This is a genomic window from Thioclava nitratireducens (assembly GCF_001940525.2).
Lineage (GTDB): Bacteria > Pseudomonadota > Alphaproteobacteria > Rhodobacterales > Rhodobacteraceae > Thioclava > Thioclava nitratireducens.
The window spans coordinates 421434-447749 of sequence record NZ_CP019437.1 but is presented as its reverse complement, the minus strand read 5'-3'; the positions used below and the strand labels follow the sequence as shown (position 1 = coordinate 447749).

The following is a 26316-nucleotide window of genomic DNA, read 5'->3' as shown; positions in this document are numbered from 1 at the left end:
TTGCATCATCCCGCAGGAGGATACCAGAGCGCGCGCGGGGTGCCAGTGCCCTAGAGGACGTAGCGGCTCAGATCGGTGTCGCGGGTCAGATCGCCGAGCTCTTTCTCGACGAAACCCGCGTCGACGGTGACGCTTTGTCCGCCACGGTCGGGCGCGGTGAAGGACAGCTCCTCGAACACGCGTTCCATGACGGTATAGAGCCTTCTGGCGCCGATATTTTCGACCGAGCGATTGACCTCTGCCGCGATCCGGGCGAGCGCCGCGATGCCATCCTCCGTGAAGGCGACCTCGACCTCTTCGGTCTTCATCAGCGCCTGATACTGCCGGGTCAGCGCGTTGTCGGTCTCCGACAGGATGCGGGTGAAGTCCTGCTCGGTCAGCGCCTGCAACTCCACGCGGATCGGCAGACGACCCTGCAATTCAGGCAGCAGGTCGGACGGCTTTGCGATATGGAACGCGCCCGAGGCGATGAACAGGATATGGTCGGTCTTCACCGGGCCGAGCTTGGTCGAAACGGTCGTCCCTTCGATCAGCGGCAGCAGGTCGCGCTGCACGCCTTCGCGCGAGACGTCGGCCCCGCGCGCATCCGAGCGCGCCGTGACCTTGTCGATCTCGTCGATGAAGACCATGCCGGAATGCTGAACGGCTTCGAGTGCCGCGGTCTTCACCGTCTCGTCGTCCAGAAGCTTGTCGGCCTCTTCCGAGATCAGCACCTCGTAGCTTTCCGAGACGGTCATCTTGCGCCGCGTGGTGCGGTTGCCGCCGAAGGCTTTGAACAGGTCCTGAAGCCCCTGCATCTGCTGCTCCATGCCCGGCTGACCGCCCATCATCCCGAGCGGCATCCCACCGGACTGATCGGCCACGTCCAGCTCGATGATCTTGTCGTCGAGCTCGCCGTCGCGCAGCTTCTTGCGGAACATCTCGCGGGTGCTTTCGCGCGCATCGGTGCCGGCAAGCGCGGCGATCACGCGATCCTCGGCGGCTTGATGCGCCTTCGCCTTCACCTCTTCGCGCATATATTCGCGGGTCTGCACCATCGCGACATCGGCCAGGTCGCGGATGATCTGCTCCACGTCCCGGCCGACATAGCCCACTTCGGTGAACTTCGTCGCTTCGACCTTCAGGAACGGCGCGCGGGCCAGTTTCGCCAGACGGCGCGAGATCTCGGTCTTGCCGACGCCGGTCGGGCCGATCATCAGGATGTTCTTCGGATAGACCTCTTCGCGCAGATCGTCGGGCAGTTGCTGACGGCGCCAACGGTTACGTAGCGCAACGGCGACGGCGCGCTTGGCGTCTTTCTGGCCGATGATGAAACGGTCGAGTTCCGAGACGATTTCGCGGGGGGTCAGATCGGTCATGGATTACTCCGTGGCATAGGGCGGCAGGCGATGCTTGCCGGGGAAATTGGGAAGCACGCGCATCAGGCGCGTGCGCAGCTCGGTCCAGAACGAGCCGAGCGCGGTGAGAAAGAGGCCGATCAGGATCAGCGTGATCCACCAGCTGCGCGGATCGGTGGCATTGCCGAAGGCATAGAAGCTGAGAAAGATCATGTAGCCGATCCCGGCCGTGAAGAAGGAGCGCCGGTCGATGATCAGCGCCAACGCGGCGAACACAGCCAGCGTGGCGAGCAGCAGCACATAGCCCGTCCCCGGCCCCATCTTGTAGAAGGTCAGCGCGAGCGTGTTGACCAGCGCGGGGGCTGCCAGAACGTGCAGCCAGAAGCCCGAGGCCGATTGCCGACCCAGCCGATGCGGGTCGCGCATGTCGAACCAGATGCCACCTGCGAGCGCCAAGAGCCCGAAGACCAGCATCGCCAGCGACAGCGCCGAGCCGTTGGACAGATCGAACAGGTCGACCGTTTTTGAGATCGGCGCCTCGGGGTCGAAGCCCTTCGCGAAGGACAGCAGCAGGCCCAGCCCGCAAAGCCCCACGAGGAACATCGAGAACGGCACCCGGTAGCGCAGGAACCACGCGATCAGCGCCACGGCGGTCGCGACCAGTGCGAGATCGAAGTTCGGGTCTTGGGTGACAAAGCGCATCCCGAGGATTGGAATCCCGAGGAAGCTCGCCAGAACTGCCCCGCCCAGCGTGAGCGTCAGCAGGATCGAGGGCAGCACCATCCGGCGCTTGCGGGTGAAATATTCCCCCAGCAACGCAATCAACGGGATCAGCATCGCGTAACCCAGCTTGCCGCCCGCGAAGAGGAGGAAGCCGAACGACCCGAAGATCAGGATGCCGAGGCCGACGGTCACGAAGATTTCGGCAAAGCCTTTGAACAGCTCGAAGGGTTCGTCCTCTGCGGGAAGGGCCGCGCGACCGGCGAGGCGGTTGCTCGCCAGCGCCATCACCGAGGCGGCCTGCGCCTCGCTGATATGGCCAGCCGCGACCGCCGCACGCAGATCGTCGCGCGTCAGCTCAGCCACCGATGCTCTCCACCGTCAGGTTGCCATTGGTGTAGACGCAAATGTCCGACGCGATCTCCATCGCCTTGCGGGCCACCGCCTCGGCGTCGAGATCGGTTTCCATCAGCCCGCGGGCCGCGGCGAGGGCGAAGTTGCCGCCCGAGCCGATCGCGGCGATGCCGTGTTCCGGTTCCAGCACGTCACCCGCGCCGGTCAGGACGTAAAGATCCTTGCCATCGGTCACGATCAGCATCGCTTCGAGATTGCGCAGATATTTGTCCGTGCGCCAATCCTTCGCGAGTTCAACGCAGCCGCGCATCAGCTGACCGGGCGAAGCCTCGAGCTTCTTCTCGAGCCGCTCCAGCAGGGTGAACGCATCTGCGGTCGAGCCCGCGAAGCCCGCGACGATGTCGTGACCGCCGGGGCTCAGGCGGCGCACCTTGCGCGCCGAGCCCTTGATGACGGTCTGGCCAAGGCTGACCTGCCCGTCGCCCGCGACCACCACTTTACCACCCTTGCGGATGCCGATGATCGTCGTGCCGTGCCAGCCCGGGAATTTCTCTTCGGCCATAATAGTCCTCCGTTTGCGCCAAAGATATGTAACCCGCAGGCCGGGGCTGCAACCCCGCTTGCCGGTGCGGGAGCCTGCGGCTAGCGTCCCCGCATGAGCGCGCAGCACCTTTCGATCTATCTCGATGACTGGATTCTGGAGCAGGTCCGGGCTGGCGAACACAATTTCTTCAAGCGGCTGATCGGGGCGGTGGAGGCGGCGGATTGGACCGTTAGCCTGCATCGGACCGGCCCCGAGGCGCGCGCTGCGGCCCCCGCGCGCGAGGGCTATGCGCTCTACCGGATGGAGCCGCCGACCCATGCGCGGGCGCTGACCTGCCGACGGACCTATGTGGGGGCGTTCTGGCACGTCGAGGCGGAGGCGGAGCGGTGGACCTGGCCGGTCGCTCAGGCGGCGTTCGATGCCGATGAGGTGGATGGAGACGCCGCCGCGCAATTCTTCTTTTCCACGCGAAACAGGCTCTATCCCGGCGTAAAACCGTCCGATGAGGAGGATCTGGCCTTCATTCCGCTGCAAGGGCGACTGCTGGACCACCGCTCGTTCCAGTCGGTGAGCCCGGTGCAGATGATCGAGGAGGTGCTGGCCCGTCATTCCGGCCCGGTCGTGGCCACGCTGCACCCGAACGAGGATTACACAGCGCGCGAAATCGAGGCGCTGGAGGCGATCGCGGCCCGTCACCCACACTTTCGCTTCCAGTCCGGCGGTTCCCCCGAACTGCTCCGCCGCTGCCGCTTCGTCGCCACCCAGAATAGCGCGCTCGCGCTGGAGGGGTTCTTCCTGCGCAAACCGGCGATCCTGTTCGGCCTGTCGGATTTCCACCACATCGCCGGATCGGTGCCGCGCGACGGGATCGAGGCCGCTTTCGAGAATCTGCGCGAGAGCCCGCCCGTGGCGCGATACCTCTACTGGTTCCTGCAACTCCAATCGCTCAACGCAGGCCGCCCCGAATTCGAGGACCGTCTGCGCGCAAGGCTGCGCCATTTCGGCTGGCCGATATGAAAAAAGGCGCCCGAGGGCGCCCTTTTCCGTCAAACCTGATCCGCAGATCAGATCGATTCGTTGATCCAGCTTTGCAGCGCCGCTTTCGGGGCTGCGCCGATCTTGTTCGAGACGACCTCGCCGTCCTTGAACAGGAACAGGGCGGGGATGCCGCGCACGCCCAGCGTCGCCGGGCTGTCGGGGTTCTCGTCGACGTTCACTTTCACGACCTTGATCTTGCCGGACATTTCCTCGGCAATCTCTTCGAGCGACGGGCCGATCATGCGGCAGGGGCCGCACCATTCAGCCCAGAAATCCACCACGACGGGAACGTCGGACTTACGCACTTCCTGATCGAAAGTGGCGTCGGTAACAGCAACGGTAGCCATGTCAGCCTCCTGAATATTGGGTCGGCAAGGAAGGTAAGTTCCGCCCCCGGCGGCGTCAAGATACAGTGGGCGTGCGCAAGCTCCCGTCTAGCTGTGCATCTGCGAGCGGCATGATCGTTCCGTCCTGTGTCCACAGGATCGCGCAGGTAATCGTGCGTCCGGGGTGAATCTGGCGTAGCGCCGCGCGATAGGCGGCCATCTGTCGCACGATCCCGTCGGGCACCTGATCGGGCGACGGGGGGACGATGCGGTTGGATTTGTAATCGAGAATGTGAACCCCTTCGGCATCAATCCGCAGACGGTCGAGGAAACCGTGAATCCGCTGGCCGCCGAATTCCTCCAGCGCGGCGGTGATCTCGACCTCCGCCAGACAGTCCGGCCCCAGCCAGGCCGCCATGCCCGGCGCTTCGAGAACGCGGGTCGCTTCGGCCAAAACAGGCTCTATTTCACCCGGAAGCAGCGCATCCTCGCCCTCGGACAGCAAGAGTTCGGCAAGGTCTTCCCACTGGTCGCGCGGCCGTTCCGGCAGATGCTCGAGAAGCCGGTGCAGGTTGCGCCCGTGACGCAGCGCCTCGTCTTCGTCCATCGTCTCGCCATCACCGAACAGAGCCTTGGCTCCGCCCAGATCGGAGGGCGAAAGCGGGCGCGGCGGGGGCTCGATGGCAGCTGCCGGCGTTAGGCTCCATGCGGGTAGATCCAGTCGCGTGACCTCCTCCGCGGCTGCTGGCGCCGCAGCGTTTTCCGGCCATGCGCCGGTCGCGTGGCGTGGAAACTCGCCCAGTTCTTGCAGCGGTTTGGAAAGGCCCGTGACGTCCTCGGTCCCGGCAGCTTCGAGGCCCGATTTCATCCGGCTATACCAGGTCTCGTCGCCCTCGCCGACCTCGCCCGCTGCGGCCACGATCAGCCATTTCTCCGCCCGCGTCATCGCGACGTAGAGAAGTCGCTGCGCCTCTTCCGCGCGGGCGGTCGTCTCTTTTCCTGCGGCGGAAAGCTGGGCCTCCGGCGCGTCCGGTGCGGGCTGCCGCAGCCCCGCGACGCCATTGTCCAAACGCAGGATTTTAGGCGGATTAGGCTCTTTTTTCTTCGCCGTATCGGGCAGGATGACGATCGGTGCCTCCAGCCCTTTCGAGCCGTGGACCGTCATCACCCGGATCGCGCGCCCTGCCCCGTCCAGCTGCCGCTTCACCTGCACGTCATCCGCATCGAGCCAGCCGAGGAAGCCGGTCAGGCTCGGCACTTCATTGCGCTCGAACGCCAGAGCCTGCGAGATCAGCTCGTCGATTCCGTCCTCCGCTTCGGGACCAAGCCGCGCCAGAAGCCGCTCGCGCCCGCCATGCCGGGTCAGCAGGCGTTCGATCAGCTCGAATGGCCGCAGGAAATCCGAGTGATCGCGCAGATCTTTCAGCATCTCCTGCGTATCAGGGCGCATCTCGCCACGGCGGAGCGCCTCCCAGAGATAGCCCTTCCGGGGCTGCGCGAGTTGGTAAAGCTCCTGCTCGGACCAGTTCAGCAGCGGCGAGCGCAACGCCTCCGCCAGCGACAGATCGTCCTCCGGCGTCGCGAGGAAGCTCAGTAGCGAGCGGATGTCACGCACCGCAAGCTCCGCACCGAGCTTCAGGCGATCCGCCCCCGCCACCGCGAGCCCGATCGACTTGCAGGCGCGAATGATCTCGGAAAACAGTTCCGAGCGGCGCCGCACGAGGATCAGAAAATCGCCCTCATGCACCGGGCGGGCGCCGCCGGGCGCCTCGTGATCGGGGATTTGCACACCTTGCGCGATCATCGCAGAAATCTCGGCGGCGATCATGCGCGACAGCTGCGAAATCGCAGATTCCGCGCTGGTCAGATCGACCGGGCTCTCCCAATCGTCCTCGTCATCGGTCTTTACCGACTCGATCGCGGGCCACAGATCGACGCGGCCCGGAAGCGCCTCGTGGAAGGCGATATGCGAGGGCGCCCCGCCCAGGCCCTGCTCGGCCCCGCGCGCGAATGCTAGGTCCACGGAACGCAGCACAGCGGCGGATGATCGGAAGGAATGTTCCAGCTCCAGCGGCGCGAGCGAACGTCCGATATCCGCGAATTTTCGGGCAAAATGGGCGCGCATTTCCTCGAATTGCTGAAGGTCGGCGCCTTGGAAGGAATAGATCGACTGCTTGCGGTCGCCCACCACAAACAACGTGCGTTCGCCCTCATGCGCGCCTTCGCCGGAGGTGAATTCCTCGGCGATCCGCTCGATCACCCGCCATTGCCGGGGGCTCGTATCCTGCGCCTCGTCGACAAGGATATGGTCAATCCCACCGTCAAGGCGGAACAGCACCCATTGCGCCACCGACGGCTCATCTAGGAGCGCCGCCGCGCGGTCGATCAGATCGTCGAAATCGAGCCAGCCGCGCGCGGCCTTATAGCCGTCGAGCCGCGGCAGGAAGACCTGCGCGAACCGGTGCAACGCATGGGCGCGTTTCGCCGCGACGAAGGCGAGGCGGCGGGGACGGTTCTCGGAGACGCGCTCGGACAGATCGGACAGCGCCGCCATCGTGCCGTCGCCCAGCGATTTCGCAAGCGCCTTGGTGGCGACCTTGTCGAGCTTGGGCTGATAGGCCGGGCCCTCCTTCGGTTTCTTGACGCAAAGAACGTCTTCCAGCGCCTGCACAGCGTCCAGATCGCGGGTACGCGCCGCCGCCAGACCTGCGCCGACGCGCTGATCGTTCTTGGAGCTTGCAAGGAACGCAGGCGCGACGTCGCCGATCATTTTCAGATCGCCGTCGTCGAAGACCGCAGAGAGCAGCGCCTCTTCGGTCATATCCCGCGGCAGATCGTAGGCTTCCAGCAGATCGGGCAAGCCCAGATCGCCTGCAAAACCGACCCTATTCCGGCTTATATCGGCGGCGAGCGACGTCAGATCCTCACCGGAATAGACGCCCAGCAACGCATCGAGCCGGTCGCAATCCGGGCCGGTCGCGATCTCCTCGAGGATATCCTCACGCATCAATTCGCCGGCGCGGTCGTCCATCTCGGAAAAGCCCGGCGAGACTTTCGCCTCGAGCGGGAAGCGACGCAGAAGCCCGGCGCAGAAGGCGTGGATGGTCTGGATCTTCAGGCCGCCCGGCGTCTCGATCGCCTTGGCGAACAGCCGCCGCGCTTTCGCCAGATCCTCGGCCGACAGCGCCTCGTCGGCACCCAGCGCCCGCAGCTTCTCGCGCAGCTTCGCCTCGTCCATCATCGCCCAGCCGCCCAGCAAACCGAGCAGACGGTTCTGCATCTCCGCCGCGGCGGCCTTGGTGTAGGTCAGGCACAGGATGCGTTGAGGCTCTGTTCCGGCCAAAAGCATGCGCGCGACGCGGTCGGTCAGCACCTTGGTCTTGCCCGAGCCCGCATTCGCGGCAAGCCAGACCGAGCTGTCCGGTTGCGACGCCTGATGCTGTCTTAGGCTGGCCGGATGGGTCATGACACGTCCTCCCCCTCGGCCTCATCGGTGACATCCCATTCCCCGAAGCGCGAGACCTGATCGTAATCCGACCGCGCGCGGGCCTTCTGCGGGGCGCGCCGCGCGGTGAAGCCCTGCGTCGGCTCGAAATAGCGCGCGATCAGCTTGCGGAATTTCTCCCAGCTCTCCTCGGGCGTCTCGCTGCGATCCCCGGATTTGCCCTTGATCTGCGTGGTGGCGCCGTCGCCGCCCAGCCGCACATAGGACATGCCCGCGACCTCGCGCGGTCCGATCGCCTCGAAGGCCCCGCGCCCGACCATCGCCGCCTCCAGAAGCATCTGTTTGTTGAAAGCCATCACCTCTCGCTCGGAAGGTGGCGTGCCGGTTTTGTAGTCGTAGATCCACGCGCGCCCGTCCTCGAGAATGTCGATCCGGTCGGGCTTCGCGGTCAGAGTGAAAATCGGCTTTTGCAGTGAAACAGAGCCTTTTTTCTCTATCACCATGGGCGCGCCTTGCGCGCGCCGCTCGGCCTCGGCCCGGCAGAAAGTCTCGGCGATCCCCCGGACCCTTGCGAGCCAGATGCGCTGCGCACTGGGCCACGGAATGTCCCGGGTCATAACCTCCTCGGCGATCTCCATCAGACGCGCCTGCGCCGCCTCGATCGTGGCCGCCTCGTCATAGGTCTTCACGAAGGTTTCGACGATCTGGTGCAGCACCTGTCCCCGCAGCAAGGCATCGGGCTCGGGGCGCAGCGGATCGAGCACTCGCAGCTTCAGGATGCGCTTCGCGTAAATGTCGTAGGGGTCGCGGATCAGGGTCTCGATCGCGGTGACAGGCAACTCGCGCGGGCGCACGTCGACCGGCGGACGTGGCGACGGGCGTTTGGCAGGCTGCAGCGTGATCCGCGGCGTCTCGAGCGCGTCCGCCAGGTCGAGCCAGCGCTTGCCGCGCCCGCGCATCTCGGCCAGCGCCTCGGTGCCGCCTTGATCGGGCAGGCCGTCGACTAGGTTCAAAAGTCGGTTGAGCCAGCGTGACGGGATCGTCTGCGCCTCCGCATCCCGCGCGCATCTCGACAGGATTACTTGCGGCCCGGCGACCGCTTGCTGGAAGTCGTGCGCGGACAGGCCGACCTGCCTTTCGGGCAGCAATAGACCCGATTCCAGCCGCATTTGCCGGCTGAACCATGGATCGGGAGCTGGCGCCTCCGGCCAGCTTCCCTCGTTCAGCCCGCCACAGATCACCAGTTCGGCCCCCTGCGCGCGCGCTTCCAGCGTCCCCCAGATCGCGATCAGCGGGTGCGCGGCGAGCGTGTGCCGCACGAGCCCGCTCTGGAGGTGCCGGTTGACAAGATCGGCGTAATCGAGCGCGCCGAGATGCCCGCCGAAGCCGGACTGGCTACGCAGGTCTTCCATCAGGCGGCGCGCCTCGCGCCCTGCGGCCTCGCGCCACAGCTCGCTGGTCTCGGTCGCGGCACTCGGGCCGGCCGCGATCCGTTCAGCGAGACGGAAATGCTGCTCCACATGATCGGACAGCGCGGCCGCAGAAGGTGCGGCGAAATCCTCGAGAATATCGCAGAGCCAATGCGCCCAGGATTCCCGTGAATCAGGGTCTTTTTCAGCCCATTTCGTGAGACTGTCCCGATCCGGGAAAGCGGGCCCGTAGCGGCGCAGGCGAAGCTCCAGTTCGCGCGTGTTGCGCAAGTGCGGCCCGCGTTCCGCATCACCGGTCGCGGTCAACGGATGTTTCAGCAGCGCGATCAGATCGGCGATCCCGACGGGACGCGCCCGCATCGCCGCGACCTGACGCAGGAAGCGCCCCGCCGCTGTCTGCTGCAGTGGCTGACCCGCACTGTCGTCGGGCACCAGGCCCCATCGGTCGAGCGCCGCCGCCACGCGGCGCGCCAGAAGACGGTCCGGCGTGATCAGGGCCGAACTGACACCACGCTCGACCGCATCGCGCAGCGCGAGCGCGATCGCCAGCGCCTCATGGCGCGGATCGCGCGCTTCGATCAGCGACAGCCCCTGACAGGCTGGAACGAGCGGCCCCAGCCCGGCGCCTTCGCGCCGCCATTGGTCGGTAACCGGCGCCGGTCGCAGCGCCAGCGAAAGGAGGCGATTGCGGTCCGGGTCCGGCGCGGAGATCTCGTCCCAATCGACGACGTCCTCCGCCGAGAGCCCGAGCTTATCGAGCAAGCTGCGATAGCGGAACTGCGGGTGGTCCTCGAGCGGAAATGGGCCGGAATAGAGACTATCCCACGCCGCCTGCGTCATGTCGCGGTCGAAGCCGGGGAGCACGATCGACCCGTTTTCCAACCGCGCGACCGCCTGCATGAAGAGCGAGGTCGCCCCATGCGAACCAGTCGATCCCGCGACGATCACCGGATCCGCAGGCGGGCTTTCGCGCCAGCGCTCGATTACTGCCTCGACGACCATCCGCTGACGGCTCTCGCGGTCCAGTTCGACTTCGTTGTCGAAATAGCGCGCAATGATCCGGATGAAGCGCAGGCTCTCCTGCCAGTGCCGGGCATGGGTCTCGGTCAGTTCGAGCTGATCGAGATCGTCGATATGGACGCCCTCGCTCTTCATCTCTGCGAGGAGAGAATAGAGGCTCTCGGCCAGCGCGAACTGGCTCGCGCCGGCTTCGAATTCAGGCATGGCGCGGGTGAGTTGCTCGACGAACTGGGCCAGTTCCAACTTGCGGCGCAGCGGGGGCACGGGCAGCGGCAGACCCGCGAGCGGATCTGCCCCGAGATCGCTCACCAATAGCAGACGCGGCAGGTAGAGCGCGCCGCTTTCGAGGAAGATCTCGCGCACACGGCGGCGCATCCGTCCGGAGTTTAGATAGAGCGTGACACGCGCCAGTGCCTCGGGCGGCTTGTCGGCGAAGCGCGCTCGTAGGCCCGCTACCAGCGCACGGGGGAAATCGACGCCGGGCGGGAGAGCGTAGACGGAGGCAGCGCCGTCACTCATCGAGCATCGCCTCGGCCAGCGGAATAGACTCGGGTCGTCCGACATCGCACCACCCCCCGTCATGCACGAGCCCGAAGACACGCCCCGCCGCGATCATCTCATCCCAAAGGAGGTTCAGCGAGAATTTCTGCTCGGAGATCGACCCTATTCCAGCAGGATTCAGCATCTGCGCGCCGGTATAGACATAGCCCGGCCCGCGTCTCAGCCGGCCGGTTTCATCCATTGCGAAATCGCCCGCACCCGCATGGCCGCGGGCATTCTCTGGCCGCACCAGCATCAGAAGCGCCGACATGTCCTCTGGTTGCCAGGCTTCGCGCAGCCGGGCCACGGGGTTCTCGCCGGTCCAGACCGCATCTGTATTTAACGTCATCACCGGCCCTTCGCCCAGCAGCGGCAGCGCCTTGCGCAGCCCGCCGCCGGTTTCCAGAATCTCGTCGCGCTCATCCGAGATCGCGACGTCCTGACCGGCCAGATGCGCGATCACCTGATCAGCAAGGTAATGGACATTGGCCACGAGCCGCCGCGCCCCGCCTGCCCGCGCAAGGTCGAGCGCGTGATCGATCAAGGGACGCCCCGCGACTTCGACCATCGGTTTCGGCCGGTTTTGCGTCAGCGCGCCCATTCGCGTGCCGAAACCGGCGGCGAAGAGCATCAAGGCGTCTGGCTGGTCGGGCATTTTCGTCTCAAATCAGCAATCAAATTCGGGTCGGGCGCAGGATAGGCGGCGTGGAAGAGCTCTGCCAGCTCCGCAAGAGCGGGACTGGAGAGGTTACGCGAGATATAGTCGTAGACGCGCGGCATAAACTCAAGATATTGCGGCTTCCCATCCCGGACACAAAGCCGCGCGAAGATTCCAAGAATGCGCATGGCACGTTGCAGACCGAGCAGCCGGTAGGCGAGGTGGAACGCGCCAGTGTCGGCCTCGGTCAGCGCGCAGTAGTGGGCAACTTCGGCTTCCTCGACCTGCGGGCTCACATCGCGGCGCGCGTCCTGCAACGCGGAGACCAGATCATAGGCGGGATGGGCGCGCAGCGCGTCCTGATAGTCGAGAAGACCGAGGCGACGCAGGCCCGGACGATCCAGCAGAATGATATTTTCCGCATGGAAATCTCGCAGGCACAAAACCGGCGTCCACGCTGGAATAGTGTCGAATTTCCGAGTGATCGCCTGTTGCAACCTATCCGCGGCGGCGCGGTCGGTGCAGGGATAGAACTCCGGCACCAGATCCAGCAGTTCGGCCAGTGCCGACCCGTCCAGCAGCGGCAGGTCTGCGGGCGGCGCGTGGTGGCGCAATTCGGCGAGGAATTCTGTGATCAGGGCATAGAGCGCGGCCTCATCCTCGGGTGTCGCATCAAGGTGACGGGCCGCGAGCGCGTCGCCGAAATCTTCGAGCAACAGCAGCCCCGCCGCATCGTCGCGCGCGAGCACCCGCGGAGTCGAAAACCCCGCCTCCGCAAGCCAATCACCGATCCGGGTGAAGCGCGCGATCTCGGAGCCGTTCGGGGCCTTCATCAGCACGGCGCGATCTGCGCCGCGGGTCAGGCGTTCGTAGCTGCGGGCGGAGGCATCTCCGGCGAGCGGGCTGCGCGCGGCCTCCCGCCATCCGGCGGCGGCGAGGAAGCTATGAACCTTGGCTTCGTCAGCCATTCCATGCCTCCAGAACTTCCTGCGCGAGAGGCGTAACAGTCTCGAAACAGACCCTTCGCGCCGCGCCGTCTTCGGTTTGCTCGAAGCGCAGCCGAAGCGCCCCTTTCGGAGCCGCCGAGCCCAGCCGGTCGGGCCATTCGATCAGGCAGATCGCGCTGTCGAACGCCGCATCCAGCCCGAGTTCGAGAACTTCGTCGGGGTCGGTGAGCCGATAGAGGTCAGCATGCCAGATTTCGCAATCGGCCTCGTAGGTCTGCACCAGCGTGAAGGTCGGCGAGGGCACGTCTTCGGCCACGCCGAGCCGCGTCTGGATCAGGGCCCGCGCGAAATGGGTTTTGCCGGCGCCGATCTGGCCATCGAGGAGCAGCACATCGCCCGGCACGGCGAATTCGGCAAACAGCGCGCCAAGCCGCTCTGTCGCCTCGGGATCAGGGAGATCGAGACAGGGCATTTCGGTTGAAACGGGGGCGTGCGTCGGCGCGGGCATGGGTTGCTTCTAGCGCGCGCATCGCCCTTTTGCCAAGCGGCTAGCCTTGCTGAGCGATGATGGCCTCGGCCTTACGTGGCGGCGGCGTGTCGGAAGTCTCAACAACAGCGAAACGCAGCAGGAACGCCCCGCCCGAGAGCGTCTCGAGTCGGCAGGTTACCCGCCGACCGTCGAGCAACGTAATCTCTTCGGTCAGGTTCTCGCGTGCGCCGATTTCGCGCGCGAGGTTTTGCAGCCACGACCAGAAAGCGCTGGGTTCGGCGCAGGCCTGCCATTGCTTTACAGCATCGAGTAACGTCACCCGGCCCAACGTCGCCTCGGGATCGACGCCCCAGAGCGCTCCATAGGCAGCATTCGATATCGCCAATTCGCCGGAAGGACGGAACACCGCGATCGCGTCCCCGATCCTGTCCAAGATCTCCTGAGACATTTCGATTTCACCGCGAAACTGCCGGGTTAGGGACGCTTCCGAGGAGATGTCTTCGAACAGGAACGCTACCGCCCCGTCCGGATGCGGGCGTCCGGTGACGCGATAGGTCTGCCCGCCCGGCAGGTTCCATGTTTCGGCGTGGAACCCCGAGGCGGCCGCCCGCTCCAGCTCGGTCATTTCCTGCCGCCAGCTTCGGTAGTCCTTCGGCTCGGGCACCATTTTAGTCTCGCGCAGCCTGTCGAGAAATGCGTAGAGCGTAGGGCGCGTGGCGAGGAATTCCGGGCCAAGCTGAAGCAGGTCGCTCAGTGCGGGATTGAACAGCCTCAGCTGGCGGTCCCGGTCGAAAATGGCGAGGCCGGTCGGGAGATCGGCAAATGTCTTGGTCAGGGTCTGGACGAAATCACGCAGCGCCTGCTCGGCCCGGACGGCAGCCTCGGCGGGGAGCGCGAAATGTAGCGTACCACCTTCGAGCACGACGGAATGACAGTCGAACCAGGTCGCGACATCCGAAGCTCCTGGCGCGGGCGAGGTCAGCTCGAGCCGGTGGGGCCCGCCGCCGCTGAACGCGTCCGGCGGCAGCGTGAACAGCTTCGGCAGCGGCCAGCCGAACCCCTCTTCATCCGCGTCGAAGGCGCCTGCGCGCAGGAGGTAGGCTCTGTTCGCCCAGGTCAGCTCGCCATTTTTCTCGATCCGCCAGATCAGAACGGGGGAACGGTCGAGCGTGGCGCGCATCATCTCCAACTCGTCCTCCATCGCCCGGAGCGAGAGGTTGTCGACGCGCTGGCCCTGCCCTTCGCCCTCCGGATCGATGAGGGTGATCCGCGCCAGGCCGCGCAGGTTTTCGGCAGTCAGGCGCAGCCGCGGTTTCTCGCCGCGGGTCGCGGTTTCTGTCATCTCGAGCCGCGCGAACTCGGAGAGCCGCGCGATCCGGGACTGAAACTCCGGAAACCGCGGCGCGGCGAAGGCGGTGAAACGGGCCCAATCGGTCACCCCGACGGGCATCGTTTCCAGCAAGCGCCGCGCCGGCGGTGTCGCATCCACAAGCGCCTCATCATCGAACAGTAAGGCCACCTCCTCGACGTCCTCCCGCGCGGCGGGGGTGAGCTTGCGCCTCGGCCCGCGCCCCACGGCAATCCATGTCAGCAGCAATCCGACCAAAGCCGCGCCCACCGAGGTAAGCGCGATCATCGCCGCCTCGAGCCATGCAGTCCTCATATCCTTCGGCCTTTCAAACCTGTCGCGAGGTCGAAGGTGCGGGAGAATCGTTAAGCCGACGTTAACTCACGTCGAGCATGCAGGCGTCGATGGGGATCAGACCGCGATCGGTTGGTTCAGGCCAAGCCCTGCCTCGTCCCGTGCCAGAAGGCGGGTAGCGGGCCAGACAACCTCCACAACCGCGCCGGAGCGCACAGGCGCTGCGGCGCGGGGCGCAAAGGGTACGTCCCCGTTGGAAAAGGTGAGCCGCCCGCCGGTCCTCTCGATCAGGGTCTTCGCGATGAACACGCCAAGCCCCATCCCCTCGTAACCTTTGCGTTCCGCCGCGTTTGCCCGCGGTTGCAGGAAGGGATCGCCGATCCGGTTGAGCACGCTCGCTGGATAGCCTCTGCCGTCGTCACTGATCCGCACGGTGATCTCTTCGTCATCCCATTCCGCCTCAACCCAAACGGTGGATTGGGCAAAATCGACGGCGTTCTGGATGAAATTGCGCAGCGCGTGGATCAGTTCGGGATAGCGGTAGATCGTCGGCTGACGCTCCAGCCCCTCGACAATCGGATGGGCGTCGAAATGAATTTCGATCCCGCGCTCCATATGCGGGTCCGCCGCTTCGCGCAGAACGGCGACGATCGGCGCACTGCGCATATGCAGATCGTCCTTGCCGATCCGACCCATGGAATGGAGGATGTCGCGGCACCGATTGGCCTGCTCGCGGATCAGGAGCGCGTCGTCGCGCAAATCGGGGCTGTCTTCGAGCTCGTCGGCCAACTCCGAACTGACCAGCTTGATCGTCGCAAGCGGCGTGCCCAACTCATGCGCGGCGGCCGCGACGACGCCGCCGAGATCGGTCAGCTTCTGCTCGCGCGCCAAGGCGAGCTGCGTCGCGCGGAGCGCATCGCCCATGGAGCGCACTTCGCTCGCCACCTTATGGGCATAGGCCCCGAGGAAGGCGACGCCGATGATGATCGAAAGCCAGTAGCCGAATTCGAACACGTCCGGCACCGCGATCACCTCGCCGGTCTTGCTGACCAAAGGTAGGTAGACCACGGCGACGATCGAGATCATCACCATTGTCGCAAGGCCGAGAAGGATCGTGGCCGATCTCTCCAGTGCGGTCGCCGCTATGGTGACGGGCACCAGAATGAGCAACGCGAAGGGGTTGTTCATCCCGCCAGTAATCGACAGCAGCAGCGCGAGCTGCGCCATGTCGAACATCAGCGTCGCCGCCGCTTCGGGCTGGGTGAGGCGCTTGGTGTCGGGAAACAGGAAAATCGCCACGAGATTGGCCGCGATCGCTGCCGCCACCGTGGCGAGGCACAGCGCCAGATCCAACGCGATATCATAAACGAAATAGGCCACGAAAATCGCGCCAAGCTGTCCCACGATCGCGGTCCAGCGCAGGAAGATCAGCGTCCGGAGGCGCACCCAGTCGTGGTGAATCTCGGCCGGGCCGGGTTGGGCCTCGAGGCGTTGAGCCATGTCGTCTCCCGCGTCCAAAGCGCACATCGCCGGAATTGGCGGCATGAAAGCATTGATAATCGCCGCCCGCCGCGCGATCAATGCAGCCGTGAGAGGAGTGACAATATGAACCGTATTGCGAAAATTTCCGCCATCGGCGCTTCGGCGATCGTGGTCATCGGCCTTGGCGTTACCTGGTTCGCGGCGACCCGCAGCCAGGACGACGATATTTTCGCGCAATGCCGCCAGAGTGTCGTCGCAGGCGGCGCGGGCGAGATTGGCGGTCCTTTCACGCTGACCGACGAGAACGGTAAGGAGGTGACCGATGCGGATGTCATCACCGAGCCGAGCATTCTCTATTTTGGCTATACCTACTGCCCCGATGTCTGCCCGCTCGACAGCGCACGCAACGCCGAGGCCGTGAGCCTCCTCGAAAAGCGCGGATATTCGGTGACGCCGGTCTTCATCTCGGTCGATTCCGCGCGCGACACGCCGGAGCTTATCAAGGAATTCACCGATTTCATGCATCCGAAAATGATCGGACTGACCGGCACGCCGGAGCAGATCAAGAAGGTCTCGCAGGAATATCGTACCTATTTCAAAGTGCAGGATCCTAACGACCCCTACACGCTGATCGACCACTCGACACAGAGCTATCTGGTCTTCCCCGATTCCGGTTTCGCGGAATACTACAACCGCGACACCACGCCGGAGCAGATGGCCGACAGCGTCGCCTGTTTCGTCGACGCATGGAAAAACGCCAATCCCGACGGCGCAGCCGGAAATTGACCGAGTAGGCGCGCGCGTCTAAAACCAATCAAACGTTAAACTCGACGACAGGGAGTTACGATAATGGCTGAAGACATCAGCGCGGATATCGGTCCGGACAAATCGCTTCTGATCGTCGATGATGATGTACCGTTTCTCACGCGGCTGGCGCGCGCGATGGAGAAGCGCGGCTTCGAGACCCAGACGGCCGAAACCGTGGCTGCAGGCCGCGCCATCGTGCAATCGAACCCGCCCGCCTATGCGGTGATCGACCTGCGGCTCGAGGACGGAAATGGGCTCGATGTGGTCGAGGCGCTTCGTGAAAAGCGTGCCGATGCTCGAATCGTGGTCCTGACCGGATACGGGGCGATCGCGACCGCGGTGGCCGCCGTGAAAATGGGGGCGACCGATTATATCGCGAAGCCTGCCGATGCCACTGACGTCACGAATGCGCTATTGGCGAAAGGCGAAGTCGCCCCGCCGCCGCCGGAAAACCCGATGAGTGCGGATCGCGTGCGTTGGGAACATATTCAACGTGTGTACGAACTTTGCGACCGGAATGTCTCGGAAACCGCGCGCCGTTTGAATATGCACCGCCGGACCCTTCAGCGGATTTTGGCCAAACGGAGCCCCCGCTGACGTTTTGGTCAGGTTGTTAATTAATTTACGTTTCTATTTAATGCTTCGGAATATGCAATTCGGAGCATTAAAATGAATCTAGATGATATGTCCCTCGACGAGCTCAAGGCTCTTCGCAAGCAAGTCGACAAGGCGATCTCCAGCTACGAGGATCGCAAGAAGAAAGAAGCGATCGATCAGCTTGAGCGCGCGGCACGCGATATGGGCTATTCGTTGGCGGAATTGACCGGTTCGGGCTCGGCCAAGCCGCGCCGCACCGTGCCGCCGAAATACGCCAATCCCGACAATCCCAGCGAAACCTGGACCGGCCGTGGCCGCAAGCCGCGTTGGGTGCAAGCCGCTCTCGATAATGGAAAATCGCTCGACGATCTGAAGATCTGAGTCTCGAATTGGATACCTTTATGCAAGGCCTGCCGAAATGGCAGGCTTTTCGCATTACAGCTCTGCCAGAAGCGCTTCGTGGCGTGCGGTATAATCAGCGCGCACTTCCGACGGTGGCCGCAGGTGTATTTTAAAGGTCTCGGCATATTCGGGCGCGAGTTTGCCGAAAACCTTGTCGGATTCCGCCTTGGAAAATCCGGCGATCTGTTCGGCCTCCAACCGCGCCGAAACGATATCCGCCTTTTTGATCGCGCGTTTGATTCGCACGGGAAGCGCCGCGGGTAGACCAAACCGTATATGCACCGCCGCAATCAGACGATTATCGAGCGCGCCGTAGCCTTCGCCGATCGCCGCTTTCACCGGGCTGATCATATCGCCCAGTACATATTCCGGCGCGTCGTGCAAAAGCGCCGCCAATTTCCATTTCGCCGCGATCCTAGGATTCTGGTGGCAGAAAATCTGCTCCACCAGCAGCGAATGCTCGGCCACCGAATAGGGCCAGTCACCGAAGGTCTGCCCGTTCCAGCGGGCCACGAAAGCCAGACCATGCGCGATATCCTCGATCTCGATATCGACGGGCGTCGGGTCCAGCAGGTCGAGCCGGCGTCCCGAGAGCATCCTTTGCCAAGCGCGTTTCATGTGATCACCGTATAGTCGTCGGGAGAACGCGCGAGATAGCGCGCCATCTTGTTTCTGTTGATGAGACGCCGAACGAGCATTTTCTTCATCAGCTTGCTGCCCGGCCAAAGCGTGGCTGCGGCGTCTCGGGTCGCGCTTTACACGGTTTCGTCGGGCCGGTGTCATCCGCAAAAATCTGCGGGAGCATCTGCCGCACATACATGCCCGAACCGCGTCCGCGATCCGTCGAAAAGCCCGCGAATATCGGCTCCGGATCGAAACTGCACAGCGAATCCGGAAGCGTGACCGGCTCGGCGCTCACGATGCAGATGTCGAAATCCCGATTCGGATGGAGCGCGGCAATCTGGGCGGCCGCATGCGCCGCATAAGGCGGGTAAGCGCCGTCGCAGCAAAACGCGATCGCATTGCGGTGCTGCGCCGGTTTCGAGCAGGCCAGATCGATCTCCATTCGCTCCTCTCATGCAGCGCGTATCTGTGACTAGCCAAAGCCAATCCGGCTGTAAACGTCACATAAAGAGGAACATTTCCGCCCATGGCGAGTTCTCGGGTTGACACGGAGAGAAAAAGGGGACGCGAAAATGCAAACCTCGAAAACCACGTTTCTTACCGCCGGGATCGCCATCATTTCGATCCCCGCGACCATCGCCATCGCGGCCGTGCGCAGCGACGAGGCTGTGACGCCTGCCCAGCATCCCCAAGCGGCGCGGCAGGTCATGCTCGACGGCTACGAGGGCAACGGGCGCCCGATGGAGGATATCCCCTCCGAAATTCCCTATGGCGATCTTTCCGCCTTCGACGACGTCACCGCGATCGGCGAGGCACAAAGCCCCAACCAACCATATTGCGACAAGCGCGCGAAGCTGGTGGATTCCCTCAATCACGATTTCGCGGAGAAGCCCGCGATGACGAAACAGCTCGGCGATCACCGCAAGGTCGAGCTTTACGCCTCGAGCCTCATGGGCACCTGGACTGCGGTCTATACCCGCGCCGACAACGTCTCCTGCATCGTATCCTCGGGCACCGACTGGAAGCGTGGCAAGAACCCGGTGGCGCTTCTGCATCGCGAAGGGATTCTTCCCGCCACCTGATCGTGATCGGCCTTCATTGCCGCTTTACGGTCCCGGTGCTACATAGCTCCCAAATTCAGATTGGGAGCCGCGCATGGCCGATTACGTCATCAAGGATATAGCTCTGGCCGAATATGGCCGCAAAGAGCTCGACATCGCCGAAACCGAAATGCCGGGCCTGATGGCCTGTCGCGCAGAATTCGGCGAGAGCAAACCGCTGAAAGGCGCGCGCATCGCGGGGTCGCTGCACATGACAGTGCAGACCGCTGTGCTGATCGAAACACTGAAGGCGCTTGGCGCCGATGTGCGTTGGGCCTCGTGCAACATCTTCTCGACGCAGGATCACGCGGCCGCGGCTATTGCTGCGGGCGGCACGCCTGTCTTCGCGATCAAGGGCGAGACGCTCGCGGAATACTGGTCCTATACCGACCAGATTTTCCAGTTCGAGGAAGGCACCTGCAACATGATCCTCGACGACGGCGGGGATGCGACGCTCTACATCCTGCTCGGCGCGCGGGTCGAGAACGGTGAGACCGACCTGATCGAAGTGCCCACCTCGGAAGAGGAAGAGGCGCTGTTCGCTCAGATCAAGAAGCGCATGAAGGAAAGCCCCGGCTGGTTCACCAAGCAGCGCGACGCGATCAAGGGCGTCTCGGAAGAGACCACGACCGGCGTGCATCGCCTTTATGATCTGCACAAGAAGGGGCTGCTGCCCTTCCCGGCAATCAACGTGAACGACTCGGTCACCAAGTCGAAGTTCGACAACAAATACGGCTGCAAAGAGAGCCTCGTTGACGGCATCCGCCGCGCGACCGACGTGATGATGGCCGGCAAGGTCGCCGTCGTCTGCGGTTACGGCGATGTGGGCAAAGGCTCCGCCGCTTCGCTGCGCGGTGCAGGTGCTCGTGTGAAGGTCACCGAGGTCGATCCGATCTGCGCGCTGCAAGCTGCGATGGACGGGTTCGAGGTCGTCGTGCTGGAAGACGTGGTCGACAGCGCCGACATCTTCATCACCACCACCGGCAACAAGGACGTCATTCGGATCGAGCATATGCGCGAGATGAAGGACATGGCGATCGTCGGCAATATCGGCCATTTCGACAATGAAATTCAGGTCGCGAACCTGAAGAACCACAAATGGACGAACGTCAAAGAGCAAGTGGACATGATCGAGATGCCCTCTGGCTCGCGCATCATCCTGCTGTCGGAAGGCCGCCTGCTGAACCTGGGCAACGCCACCGGCCACCCGAGCTTCGTGATGTCGGCGTCGTTCACCAATCAGGTGCTGGCGCAGATCGAGCTGTGGACCAAGGGCGATGACTACGCGCCGGGCGTCTACATCCTGCCCAAGCACCTCGATGAAAAGGTCGCCCGCCTGCATCTGGACCGGATCGGCGTGAAGCTGACCCAGCTCAAGCCCGATCAGGCGGAATATATCGGCGTCACGGTCGAAGGCCCCTTCAAGCCCGAGCATTACCGCTACTGACCGGATCACATCGCGATTTCGAAGGCCGCGCGGCAAGGCGCGGCCTTTTTACGTGCAACGCGGGCGATGATCGGTTTTCCTTGGGACAGGAGGAGAGCGATGACACCCGAAGACCTTGCCGCGCGTTTCAAACCGCAGTTGGAAGCGGAGCTGGCAGAGCTGCGCACCGCCTCGCAGGACACCGCGCAGACCCGCAAACCCGTCGAGCTGGACCAGCAAAGCGTCGGTCGGCTGTCGCGCATGGACGCGTTGCAGAATCAGGCGATGGCCAATGCGGTCGACGGTCGCCGCAAGCATCGGATCACAGCGATAGAGGCCGCGCTCCAGCGTATCGAAGAGGACGAATTCGGCTATTGCGACAGCTGCGGCGAGCCGATCCCCGAGAAGCGCCTCGAACTCGACCCGACCTTCACACAATGCGTTTCCTGTCGAGGCGGAGGCTGAGGTGCGACAGGTCCGGGATTTACACTTTGTAATTTCCCTATCTGGGCTTAACCTGCGCCTGCCTTCATTTCTGGGCAAAGCAACCTGATAGGTGGGACAGATGGGTAAAAGAGACGAGCTGATTGAGAAATACGCCGAGGATCTGAAATCCAAATGCGGCATGGCCCCTGACATGGAGCTTCTGACCAAGGTGACGATCGGCTGCGGCCCCTCGATCTACGATGCGGATGCATCGACCGTCGCGGCCACAGACAAGGGGGAGCTGGAAACCGTGAAGGACAACTTCCTCGTCAAGAAACTCGGCCTCTCCGACGGCCCCGAACTGATGGATGCGATCGACAGCGTGATCGAGACCTACGGCCGGTCCGAGCGCAACAAGTATCGCGCCGTGATCTATTACATGCTCACCAAGCATTTCGGCAAAGAGAGCGTGTACGCCTGATCGCGACAGCCTCGCGTAGAATGTGACGCCCCGCGGCCCGGCCTGTCCGGGCCGTTCGCTTTAGCGGATCAGCGCCTTGATCCCCGCGACATGCGCAGCCCGCGCACCCAGCGCATCGGCAGCGAGCGTCGCGACCGTTTCGTCCAGCGTCTCGCGCGGCACGATCCGGTCGATCAACCCCCAGCCCAAGGCCTCTTCGGCCTCGATCTTCTGCCCCGCCATCAGGATCATCTTGGCCCGCGCGGGCCCGACCAAAGCGACCATGCGCGCCGGGTCCGAGGGCTGCGGCAGGAAGCCGAGCTTCATCACCGGGTAGAAGAATTTCGCGCCCGGGACGGCGATGCGCAGATCGCAAGCGAGCGCCATGCCCATCGCGCCCCCGGCCAAAGTGCCGTTCAGCGCCGCGATCGTCAGGCAGGGCAGCGAAGCGATCGCGCCGGAAAGCCGTTCCCAGACCGGGTCGGTCGCGAGCGTTACCGTCTTCGCCTCTGCCAGATCGGCCCCGGCGGAGAACACCTTGCCGGTCCCGGTCAACACGAAAGCCCGCGCCTCCTCGCGCCCCGCACGCTCGGCCAGATCGGCGATCTCGCCCAACATCGCGCCGGTCAGCGAGTTGGCTTTTTCAGGCCGGTCGATGGTCACGCGCCACAGCCCGTTCTCGATCTCGTGGCAGATCATTCCCAGCCTCCTCACAACTCCCGTGAAACCCCTCTAGCAGCCCCGCGAAGGCTTGACCATCGGCCTGACCCAAAGGAGGATGGCCGCGACTTGGTTCTCAGTGGAAAGGTACCCTCTTATGGCATGGCTCAAAACCGTCGGTTCCGGCGCCGTCGTGGTTTCGCTGCTGTCCACCACGGCCTCTTTCGCGGATGTAACCGCGGAGCAGGTCTGGCAGGCGTGGCAATCCGAATACCAGACCTACGGCTACGAGGTGATGGTCGGCGGTCAGAACCGAGAGGGCGACACGCTCATCGTCTCCGACGTGAAGATGGTGCGCAATGTCGACAATATGAGCCTCACGCTCGACGTTCCCGAACTGAAGCTGCGCGACCGCGGCGACGGCACGGTGGAGACCATTTTCCCCGAGAAGATGACCGGTGACATGACCGGAAAGCCGGGCACCGACACCTCGGACGTCGCCATGAAGATGACGATGACCCAGACCGACAGCAAGATCATCGTTTCCGGGTCGCCGGGCGATCTGACCTACGATATCGACGCGCCGAAACTGACCGTGGATCTCGACCAGACCGTCTCCGCCGAGGGGCAGGATGTTCCGATCAAGATGTATCTTGCGCTGAAGGACACCAAGGGCAATTACCACGTCGTCGACGGCGATATGCATTCGGTCGACTCGAAGATGGCGATCGGCACGCTCGACCTCACCGCCTCCGGGGCCGATCCCGAGGGCAGCGGCACGTTCAACATGAACGGCCAGATGAACGATCTCTCCTACGAGGGGAGTTTCGCGATGCCCAAGGACGTCTCCTCCGAAAAGCTCGACGAAGCGCTCAATGCCGGTGCGAACCTCGATCTGACGATGACCTATGCCAGCTCGAACTGGGCGACCACCGCCGACGGACCCAACGGCAAGGTCGATCAGAAGACCACCGACGAGGGCGGGAAATTCGACGTCACGATGTCGAAGGACGGTCTGTCCTTCGGCGGTCAGAGCAACAACGGCCACATCGAGATCGCCACGCCCGATCTGCCTTTCCCGATCACCGCGGATATCCAGTCGGCGGACATGACATTCGCGATGCCGGTCGCAAAAGCGGATACGGCGCAGGACTACAAGGCGAAGCTCGGCTTCAACGGCGTCTCGGTCTCCGACAACATTTGGGCGATGTTCGATCCGAACGGCGATCTGCCGCATGACCCGGCGACGCTGCAGGTGGATCTCTCGGGCAAGATGAAGCTCACCGAGGATCTGTTCAGCCCCGCCGCCGCCGCGATGGACTCGCCCCCGATGGAGGTCCAGACCGTCGACATCAACAACATCAAGCTGTCGATGGTCGGCGCCGATCTGAACGGCAAGGGCGCGCTGGAGCTGAAGAATGGCGGGCCGATGCCGATGCCCACGGGCAAGATCGATCTGACGCTGACCGGGGCGAACGCGCTGATGGACAAGCTGGTCTCGATAGGCCTCGTGCCGCAGGATCAGATCATGTTCGGGCGGATGATGCTGGGCCTCTACGCCAAGCCCACGGGCGACGACGCCTACGCGTCGCAGGTCGAGTTCAAGGATGGCGGGGAAATCCTCGTCAACGGCCAACGCGTCCAGTAAACACCGAAACCCACGGCGCGAAGCCGTCCGGATCTCCGGGCGGCTTCGCGTTTTTCTCACGAGGTGGAAATGACCAAGCCCTCCCTCTCCGATCTGACCCAATCGCTGCTCGAGGCCGCGAAGCGCGCAGGCGCCCCGGCCGCCGATGCCATTGCAGTCGATGGGCGTTCGGTTGCGATCGATGTACGCGAAGGCCGTCTCGAACAGGCCGAGCGGTCCGAGGGCGTCGAGATGGGGCTGCGTGTCCTCCTCGGTGGCAAGCAAGCCTGCGTTTCCGCCTCCGATATTTCCGCGCGCACCTTCGAGGAAATGGCCCAGCGCGCGATTGCGATGGCCCGCGAAGCGCCGGAAGATCCGTTCATTGGCCTCGCCGATCCCTCTCAGTTGACCGACCGTCGCGATGCCGACGGAATGGAACTGGCCGATCCGAGCGCCGAACCCTCCGCCGAGGCACTGCAAAGCGACGCGCTCGAAGCCGAAGCAGCCGCGCTCGGTGTCGAAGGCGTCACGCAGGTTCAATCCGCCTCCGCCGCCTATTCCTATCGGCGTGTCCATGTCGCCGCCTCCAACGGTTTCGCGGGCGGCTACGACCGCAGTTCGCGCGTTGTCTCCGCCGTCGCGATTTCCGGCGAGGGGCTTGGGATGGAGCGCGACTGGGCCGCCGAGAGCCGTGTTTTCCAGTCCGACCTGCCAACTGCGCAAGAAATCGGGCGCCTGGCGGGCGAACGCGCTGCGGCCCGTGCCAATCCGCGCCGCCCGAAAACCGGTGCCTATCCGGTGCTGATCGACGAGCGCGTCTCGGGCAGCCTGATCGGGCATCTGCTGTCCGCGGTGAACGGGCAGGCAATCTGCCGCGGAGCCTCGTGGCTGCGCGACGCTCTGGACGACCAAGTGCTGCCCGACGGCCTGTCGCTGATTGAGGAGCCGCATCGCAAACGGGTCTCCGGCTCGCGCCCCTTCGACGCGGAAGGGCTCGCTACCGCGCGCCGCGCCATCGTCGAGAACGGCGTGCTGAAAAGCTGGACGCTCGACCTCGCCTGCGCGCGCAAGCTGGGGCTGCAATCGACGGCAAATGCCAGCCGCGGCACCTCTTCGCCGCCCTCGCCCGGCATCGGTAACGTGACCCTGACCCAAGGCGACAAGACCCGCGAGGAACTGATGGCCGAAATGGGCACCGGACTTCTGGTAACCTCCTTCATCGGGGCGACGATCAACCCCAATACCGGTGATTACTCGCGCGGGGCCTCGGGCTTCTGGGTCGAAAACGGCGAGCCGGTCTATCCCGTCAACGAGTGCACTATCGCGGGCAACCTGCGCGACATGCTCCGCAGCATCCGACCCGCGAATGACGCGCGGATGCATCTGAGCCATATCGTGCCCTCGCTTCTCCTCGAAGGGATGACGCTTGCCGGAGACTGATCTTCCCCTGCTCATCGAGACCGCCAAAGAGGCCGGTGCGCTCGCGCTCACATACTGGAAAAAAGCGCCCGAAGCCTGGGACAAAGGCGACGGGGCCGGTCCGGTGTCCGAGGCCGATCTAGCGGTGAACGCGCTGCTGGAAGAGCGCCTGCGCGGCGCCCGGCCCGATTACGGCTGGCTGTCCGAGGAAAGCACCGACGATCCGGCCCGTCTTGAGGCGCGCTCGACCTTCATCGTCGATCCGATCGACGGCACGCGCGCCTTTCTCGCCCATGATGGCGGCTTCGCACATGCGCTGGCCGTGGTGCGCGATGGCGCGGTCGTGGCGGGCGTGGTGCATCTGCCGGTGCACGATCTCACCTATTCCGCATCGATCGACGGTCCGGCTTGCCTGAACGGGGAGCCGCTGCGGCCCGGTGCACAAGAAGTGCTGTCCGGCGCGACGGTTCTGACCTCGAAACTCTCCGACAATCCAAGCTTCTGGCGGCACGGTCAGCCGGATTATCAGCGCCATTTCCGCTCGTCGCTGGCGTGGCGGCTGTGTCTGGTGGCCGAAGGGAGGTTCGACGCGACGATCTCGCTGCGTCCGGCGTGGGAGTGGGACATCGCCGCCGCGAGCCTGATCGCCCAACGCGCCGGGCTTCTGGCAACGGATCGCAATGGACGCGCGCTGCGGTTCAACCGCTCCCCTCCGCAATCGAGCGGGCTGGTCGTCGCCAACCCGGTCCTGCATGAGAAATTCATCGAGAATCTGGCGTTTTGGCCTGATTAGGG

Annotated in this window: 25 protein-coding genes; 11 read left to right on the top strand and 14 right to left on the bottom strand. The window is 64.1% G+C overall.

Annotation, left to right across the window (positions count from 1 at the left end; genetic code table 11):
• Positions 1–50 precede the first annotated feature (50 nt).
• The 3 genes from hslU to hslV are packed head-to-tail and all read right to left on the bottom strand — an operon-like array spanning position 51 to position 2973.
• Positions 51–1358 carry an ATP-dependent protease ATPase subunit HslU gene (gene hslU, locus BMG03_RS02305; RefSeq protein WP_075776669.1) on the bottom strand — a complete coding sequence of 436 codons (1308 nt, stop codon included), beginning with the start codon at positions 1356–1358 and terminating at the stop codon, positions 51–53.
• A gap of 3 nt (positions 1359–1361) precedes the next feature.
• Positions 1362–2423 carry a hypothetical protein gene (locus BMG03_RS02300; protein ID WP_075776670.1) on the bottom strand — a complete coding sequence of 354 codons (1062 nt, stop codon included), beginning with the start codon at positions 2421–2423 and terminating at the stop codon, positions 1362–1364.
• The gene (hslV, locus tag BMG03_RS02295) at positions 2416–2973 is read right to left on the bottom strand and encodes an ATP-dependent protease subunit HslV (RefSeq protein ID WP_075776671.1); all 558 of its coding nucleotides are present in this window, start codon (positions 2971–2973) and stop codon (positions 2416–2418) included. The genes BMG03_RS02300 and hslV overlap by 8 nt, the downstream gene beginning before the upstream one ends.
• Positions 2974–3066: 93 nt before the next feature.
• On the opposite strand from hslV, the gene BMG03_RS02290 reads away from it, so the two are divergent.
• Positions 3067–3972 carry a hypothetical protein gene (locus tag BMG03_RS02290; protein WP_075776672.1) on the top strand — a complete coding sequence of 302 codons (906 nt, stop codon included), beginning with the start codon at positions 3067–3069 and terminating at the stop codon, positions 3970–3972.
• Positions 3973–4019: 47 nt separating this feature from the next.
• Here the strand turns inward: BMG03_RS02290 and trxA are convergent, their stop codons facing one another.
• The 8 genes from trxA to regB form a co-directional block, all read right to left on the bottom strand.
• Complete coding sequence (gene trxA / locus BMG03_RS02285; RefSeq protein WP_075776673.1) at positions 4020–4340, bottom strand: thioredoxin; 321 nt, start codon at positions 4338–4340, stop codon at positions 4020–4022.
• Positions 4341–4395: 55 nt separating this feature from the next.
• Entirely contained in the window at positions 4396–7785 is a 3390-nt protein-coding gene (gene addA, locus BMG03_RS02280) for a double-strand break repair helicase AddA (RefSeq protein WP_075776674.1), read from the bottom strand.
• Positions 7782–10733: a double-strand break repair protein AddB gene (addB, locus tag BMG03_RS02275; RefSeq protein WP_075776675.1), complete on the bottom strand. Its 2952-nt coding sequence runs from the start codon at positions 10731–10733 to the stop codon at positions 7782–7784. The genes addA and addB overlap by 4 nt, the downstream gene beginning before the upstream one ends.
• Positions 10726–11409, bottom strand: coding sequence for a nucleotidyltransferase family protein (locus BMG03_RS02270; protein WP_075776676.1), 684 nt, complete (start codon positions 11407–11409; stop codon positions 10726–10728). Before BMG03_RS02270 ends, addB begins: the two co-directional genes overlap by 8 nt.
• On the bottom strand, positions 11385–12380 hold the full coding sequence (locus BMG03_RS02265) for an aminoglycoside phosphotransferase family protein (RefSeq protein ID WP_075776677.1): 996 nt from the start codon (positions 12378–12380) through the stop codon (positions 11385–11387). The genes BMG03_RS02270 and BMG03_RS02265 overlap by 25 nt, the downstream gene beginning before the upstream one ends.
• Positions 12373–12867, bottom strand: coding sequence for a tRNA (adenosine(37)-N6)-threonylcarbamoyltransferase complex ATPase subunit type 1 TsaE (gene tsaE / locus BMG03_RS02260; RefSeq protein WP_077701059.1), 495 nt, complete (start codon positions 12865–12867; stop codon positions 12373–12375). Before tsaE ends, BMG03_RS02265 begins: the two co-directional genes overlap by 8 nt.
• A gap of 40 nt (positions 12868–12907) precedes the next feature.
• Positions 12908–14512: a PAS-domain containing protein gene (locus BMG03_RS02255; RefSeq protein ID WP_075776678.1), complete on the bottom strand. Its 1605-nt coding sequence runs from the start codon at positions 14510–14512 to the stop codon at positions 12908–12910.
• A 96-nt stretch (positions 14513–14608) separates the two neighbouring features.
• A complete protein-coding gene (gene regB / locus BMG03_RS02250) occupies positions 14609–15991 on the bottom strand; it encodes a sensor histidine kinase RegB (RefSeq protein ID WP_075776679.1) in 1383 nt (460 codons plus the stop codon).
• 105 nt (positions 15992–16096) lie between these two features.
• On the opposite strand from regB, the gene BMG03_RS02245 reads away from it, so the two are divergent.
• From BMG03_RS02245 to BMG03_RS02235, 3 genes are all read left to right on the top strand, one after another.
• Positions 16097–16759, top strand: coding sequence for an SCO family protein (locus BMG03_RS02245; protein WP_075776680.1), 663 nt, complete (start codon positions 16097–16099; stop codon positions 16757–16759).
• A gap of 63 nt (positions 16760–16822) precedes the next feature.
• Positions 16823–17377, top strand: coding sequence for an ActR/PrrA/RegA family redox response regulator transcription factor (locus BMG03_RS02240; RefSeq protein ID WP_075776681.1), 555 nt, complete (start codon positions 16823–16825; stop codon positions 17375–17377).
• Positions 17378–17443: 66 nt separating this feature from the next.
• Positions 17444–17758 carry an H-NS histone family protein gene (locus BMG03_RS02235; RefSeq protein WP_075776682.1) on the top strand — a complete coding sequence of 105 codons (315 nt, stop codon included), beginning with the start codon at positions 17444–17446 and terminating at the stop codon, positions 17756–17758.
• Positions 17759–17812: 54 nt separating this feature from the next.
• Here BMG03_RS02235 and BMG03_RS02230 read toward each other — a convergent pair whose 3' ends face one another.
• Both BMG03_RS02230 and BMG03_RS02225 read right to left on the bottom strand, forming a co-directional pair.
• The gene (locus BMG03_RS02230) at positions 17813–18397 is read right to left on the bottom strand and encodes an HD domain-containing protein (protein ID WP_075776683.1); all 585 of its coding nucleotides are present in this window, start codon (positions 18395–18397) and stop codon (positions 17813–17815) included.
• Positions 18398–18485: 88 nt separating this feature from the next.
• Entirely contained in the window at positions 18486–18845 is a 360-nt protein-coding gene (locus BMG03_RS02225) for a hypothetical protein (RefSeq protein ID WP_075776684.1), read from the bottom strand.
• Positions 18846–18975: 130 nt separating this feature from the next.
• Here BMG03_RS02225 and BMG03_RS02220 point away from each other — a divergent pair, with 130 nt between their 5' ends.
• The 4 genes from BMG03_RS02220 (at position 18976) to BMG03_RS02205 (ending at position 21836) form a co-directional block, all read left to right on the top strand.
• The gene (locus tag BMG03_RS02220) at positions 18976–19485 is read left to right on the top strand and encodes a hypothetical protein (protein WP_075776685.1); all 510 of its coding nucleotides are present in this window, start codon (positions 18976–18978) and stop codon (positions 19483–19485) included.
• Between the two features lie 73 nt (positions 19486–19558).
• Positions 19559–20950, top strand: a complete 1392-nt coding sequence (gene ahcY, locus BMG03_RS02215; protein ID WP_075776686.1) for an adenosylhomocysteinase — start codon at positions 19559–19561, stop codon at positions 20948–20950.
• A 99-nt stretch (positions 20951–21049) separates the two neighbouring features.
• On the top strand, positions 21050–21394 hold the full coding sequence (locus BMG03_RS02210; RefSeq protein ID WP_075776687.1) for a TraR/DksA family transcriptional regulator: 345 nt from the start codon (positions 21050–21052) through the stop codon (positions 21392–21394).
• A gap of 100 nt (positions 21395–21494) precedes the next feature.
• The gene (locus BMG03_RS02205) at positions 21495–21836 is read left to right on the top strand and encodes a DUF2853 family protein (RefSeq protein ID WP_075776688.1); all 342 of its coding nucleotides are present in this window, start codon (positions 21495–21497) and stop codon (positions 21834–21836) included.
• A 60-nt stretch (positions 21837–21896) separates the two neighbouring features.
• On the opposite strand, the gene BMG03_RS02200 is transcribed toward BMG03_RS02205, so the two are convergent.
• Positions 21897–22514: an enoyl-CoA hydratase/isomerase family protein gene (locus tag BMG03_RS02200; RefSeq protein WP_075776689.1), complete on the bottom strand. Its 618-nt coding sequence runs from the start codon at positions 22512–22514 to the stop codon at positions 21897–21899.
• 118 nt (positions 22515–22632) lie between these two features.
• On the opposite strand from BMG03_RS02200, the gene BMG03_RS02195 reads away from it, so the two are divergent.
• The 3 genes from BMG03_RS02195 (at position 22633) to BMG03_RS02185 (ending at position 26314) form a co-directional block, all read left to right on the top strand.
• Positions 22633–24123: a DUF2125 domain-containing protein gene (locus tag BMG03_RS02195; protein WP_075776690.1), complete on the top strand. Its 1491-nt coding sequence runs from the start codon at positions 22633–22635 to the stop codon at positions 24121–24123.
• A 69-nt stretch (positions 24124–24192) separates the two neighbouring features.
• On the top strand, positions 24193–25542 hold the full coding sequence (locus BMG03_RS02190; RefSeq protein ID WP_075776691.1) for a TldD/PmbA family protein: 1350 nt from the start codon (positions 24193–24195) through the stop codon (positions 25540–25542).
• Positions 25529–26314 (top strand): 3'(2'),5'-bisphosphate nucleotidase CysQ, encoded by a 786-nt coding sequence (locus BMG03_RS02185; protein ID WP_075776692.1) that lies wholly within the window; start codon positions 25529–25531, stop codon positions 26312–26314. Before BMG03_RS02190 ends, BMG03_RS02185 begins: the two co-directional genes overlap by 14 nt.
• The last annotated feature ends 2 nt before the right edge of the window (positions 26315–26316 follow it).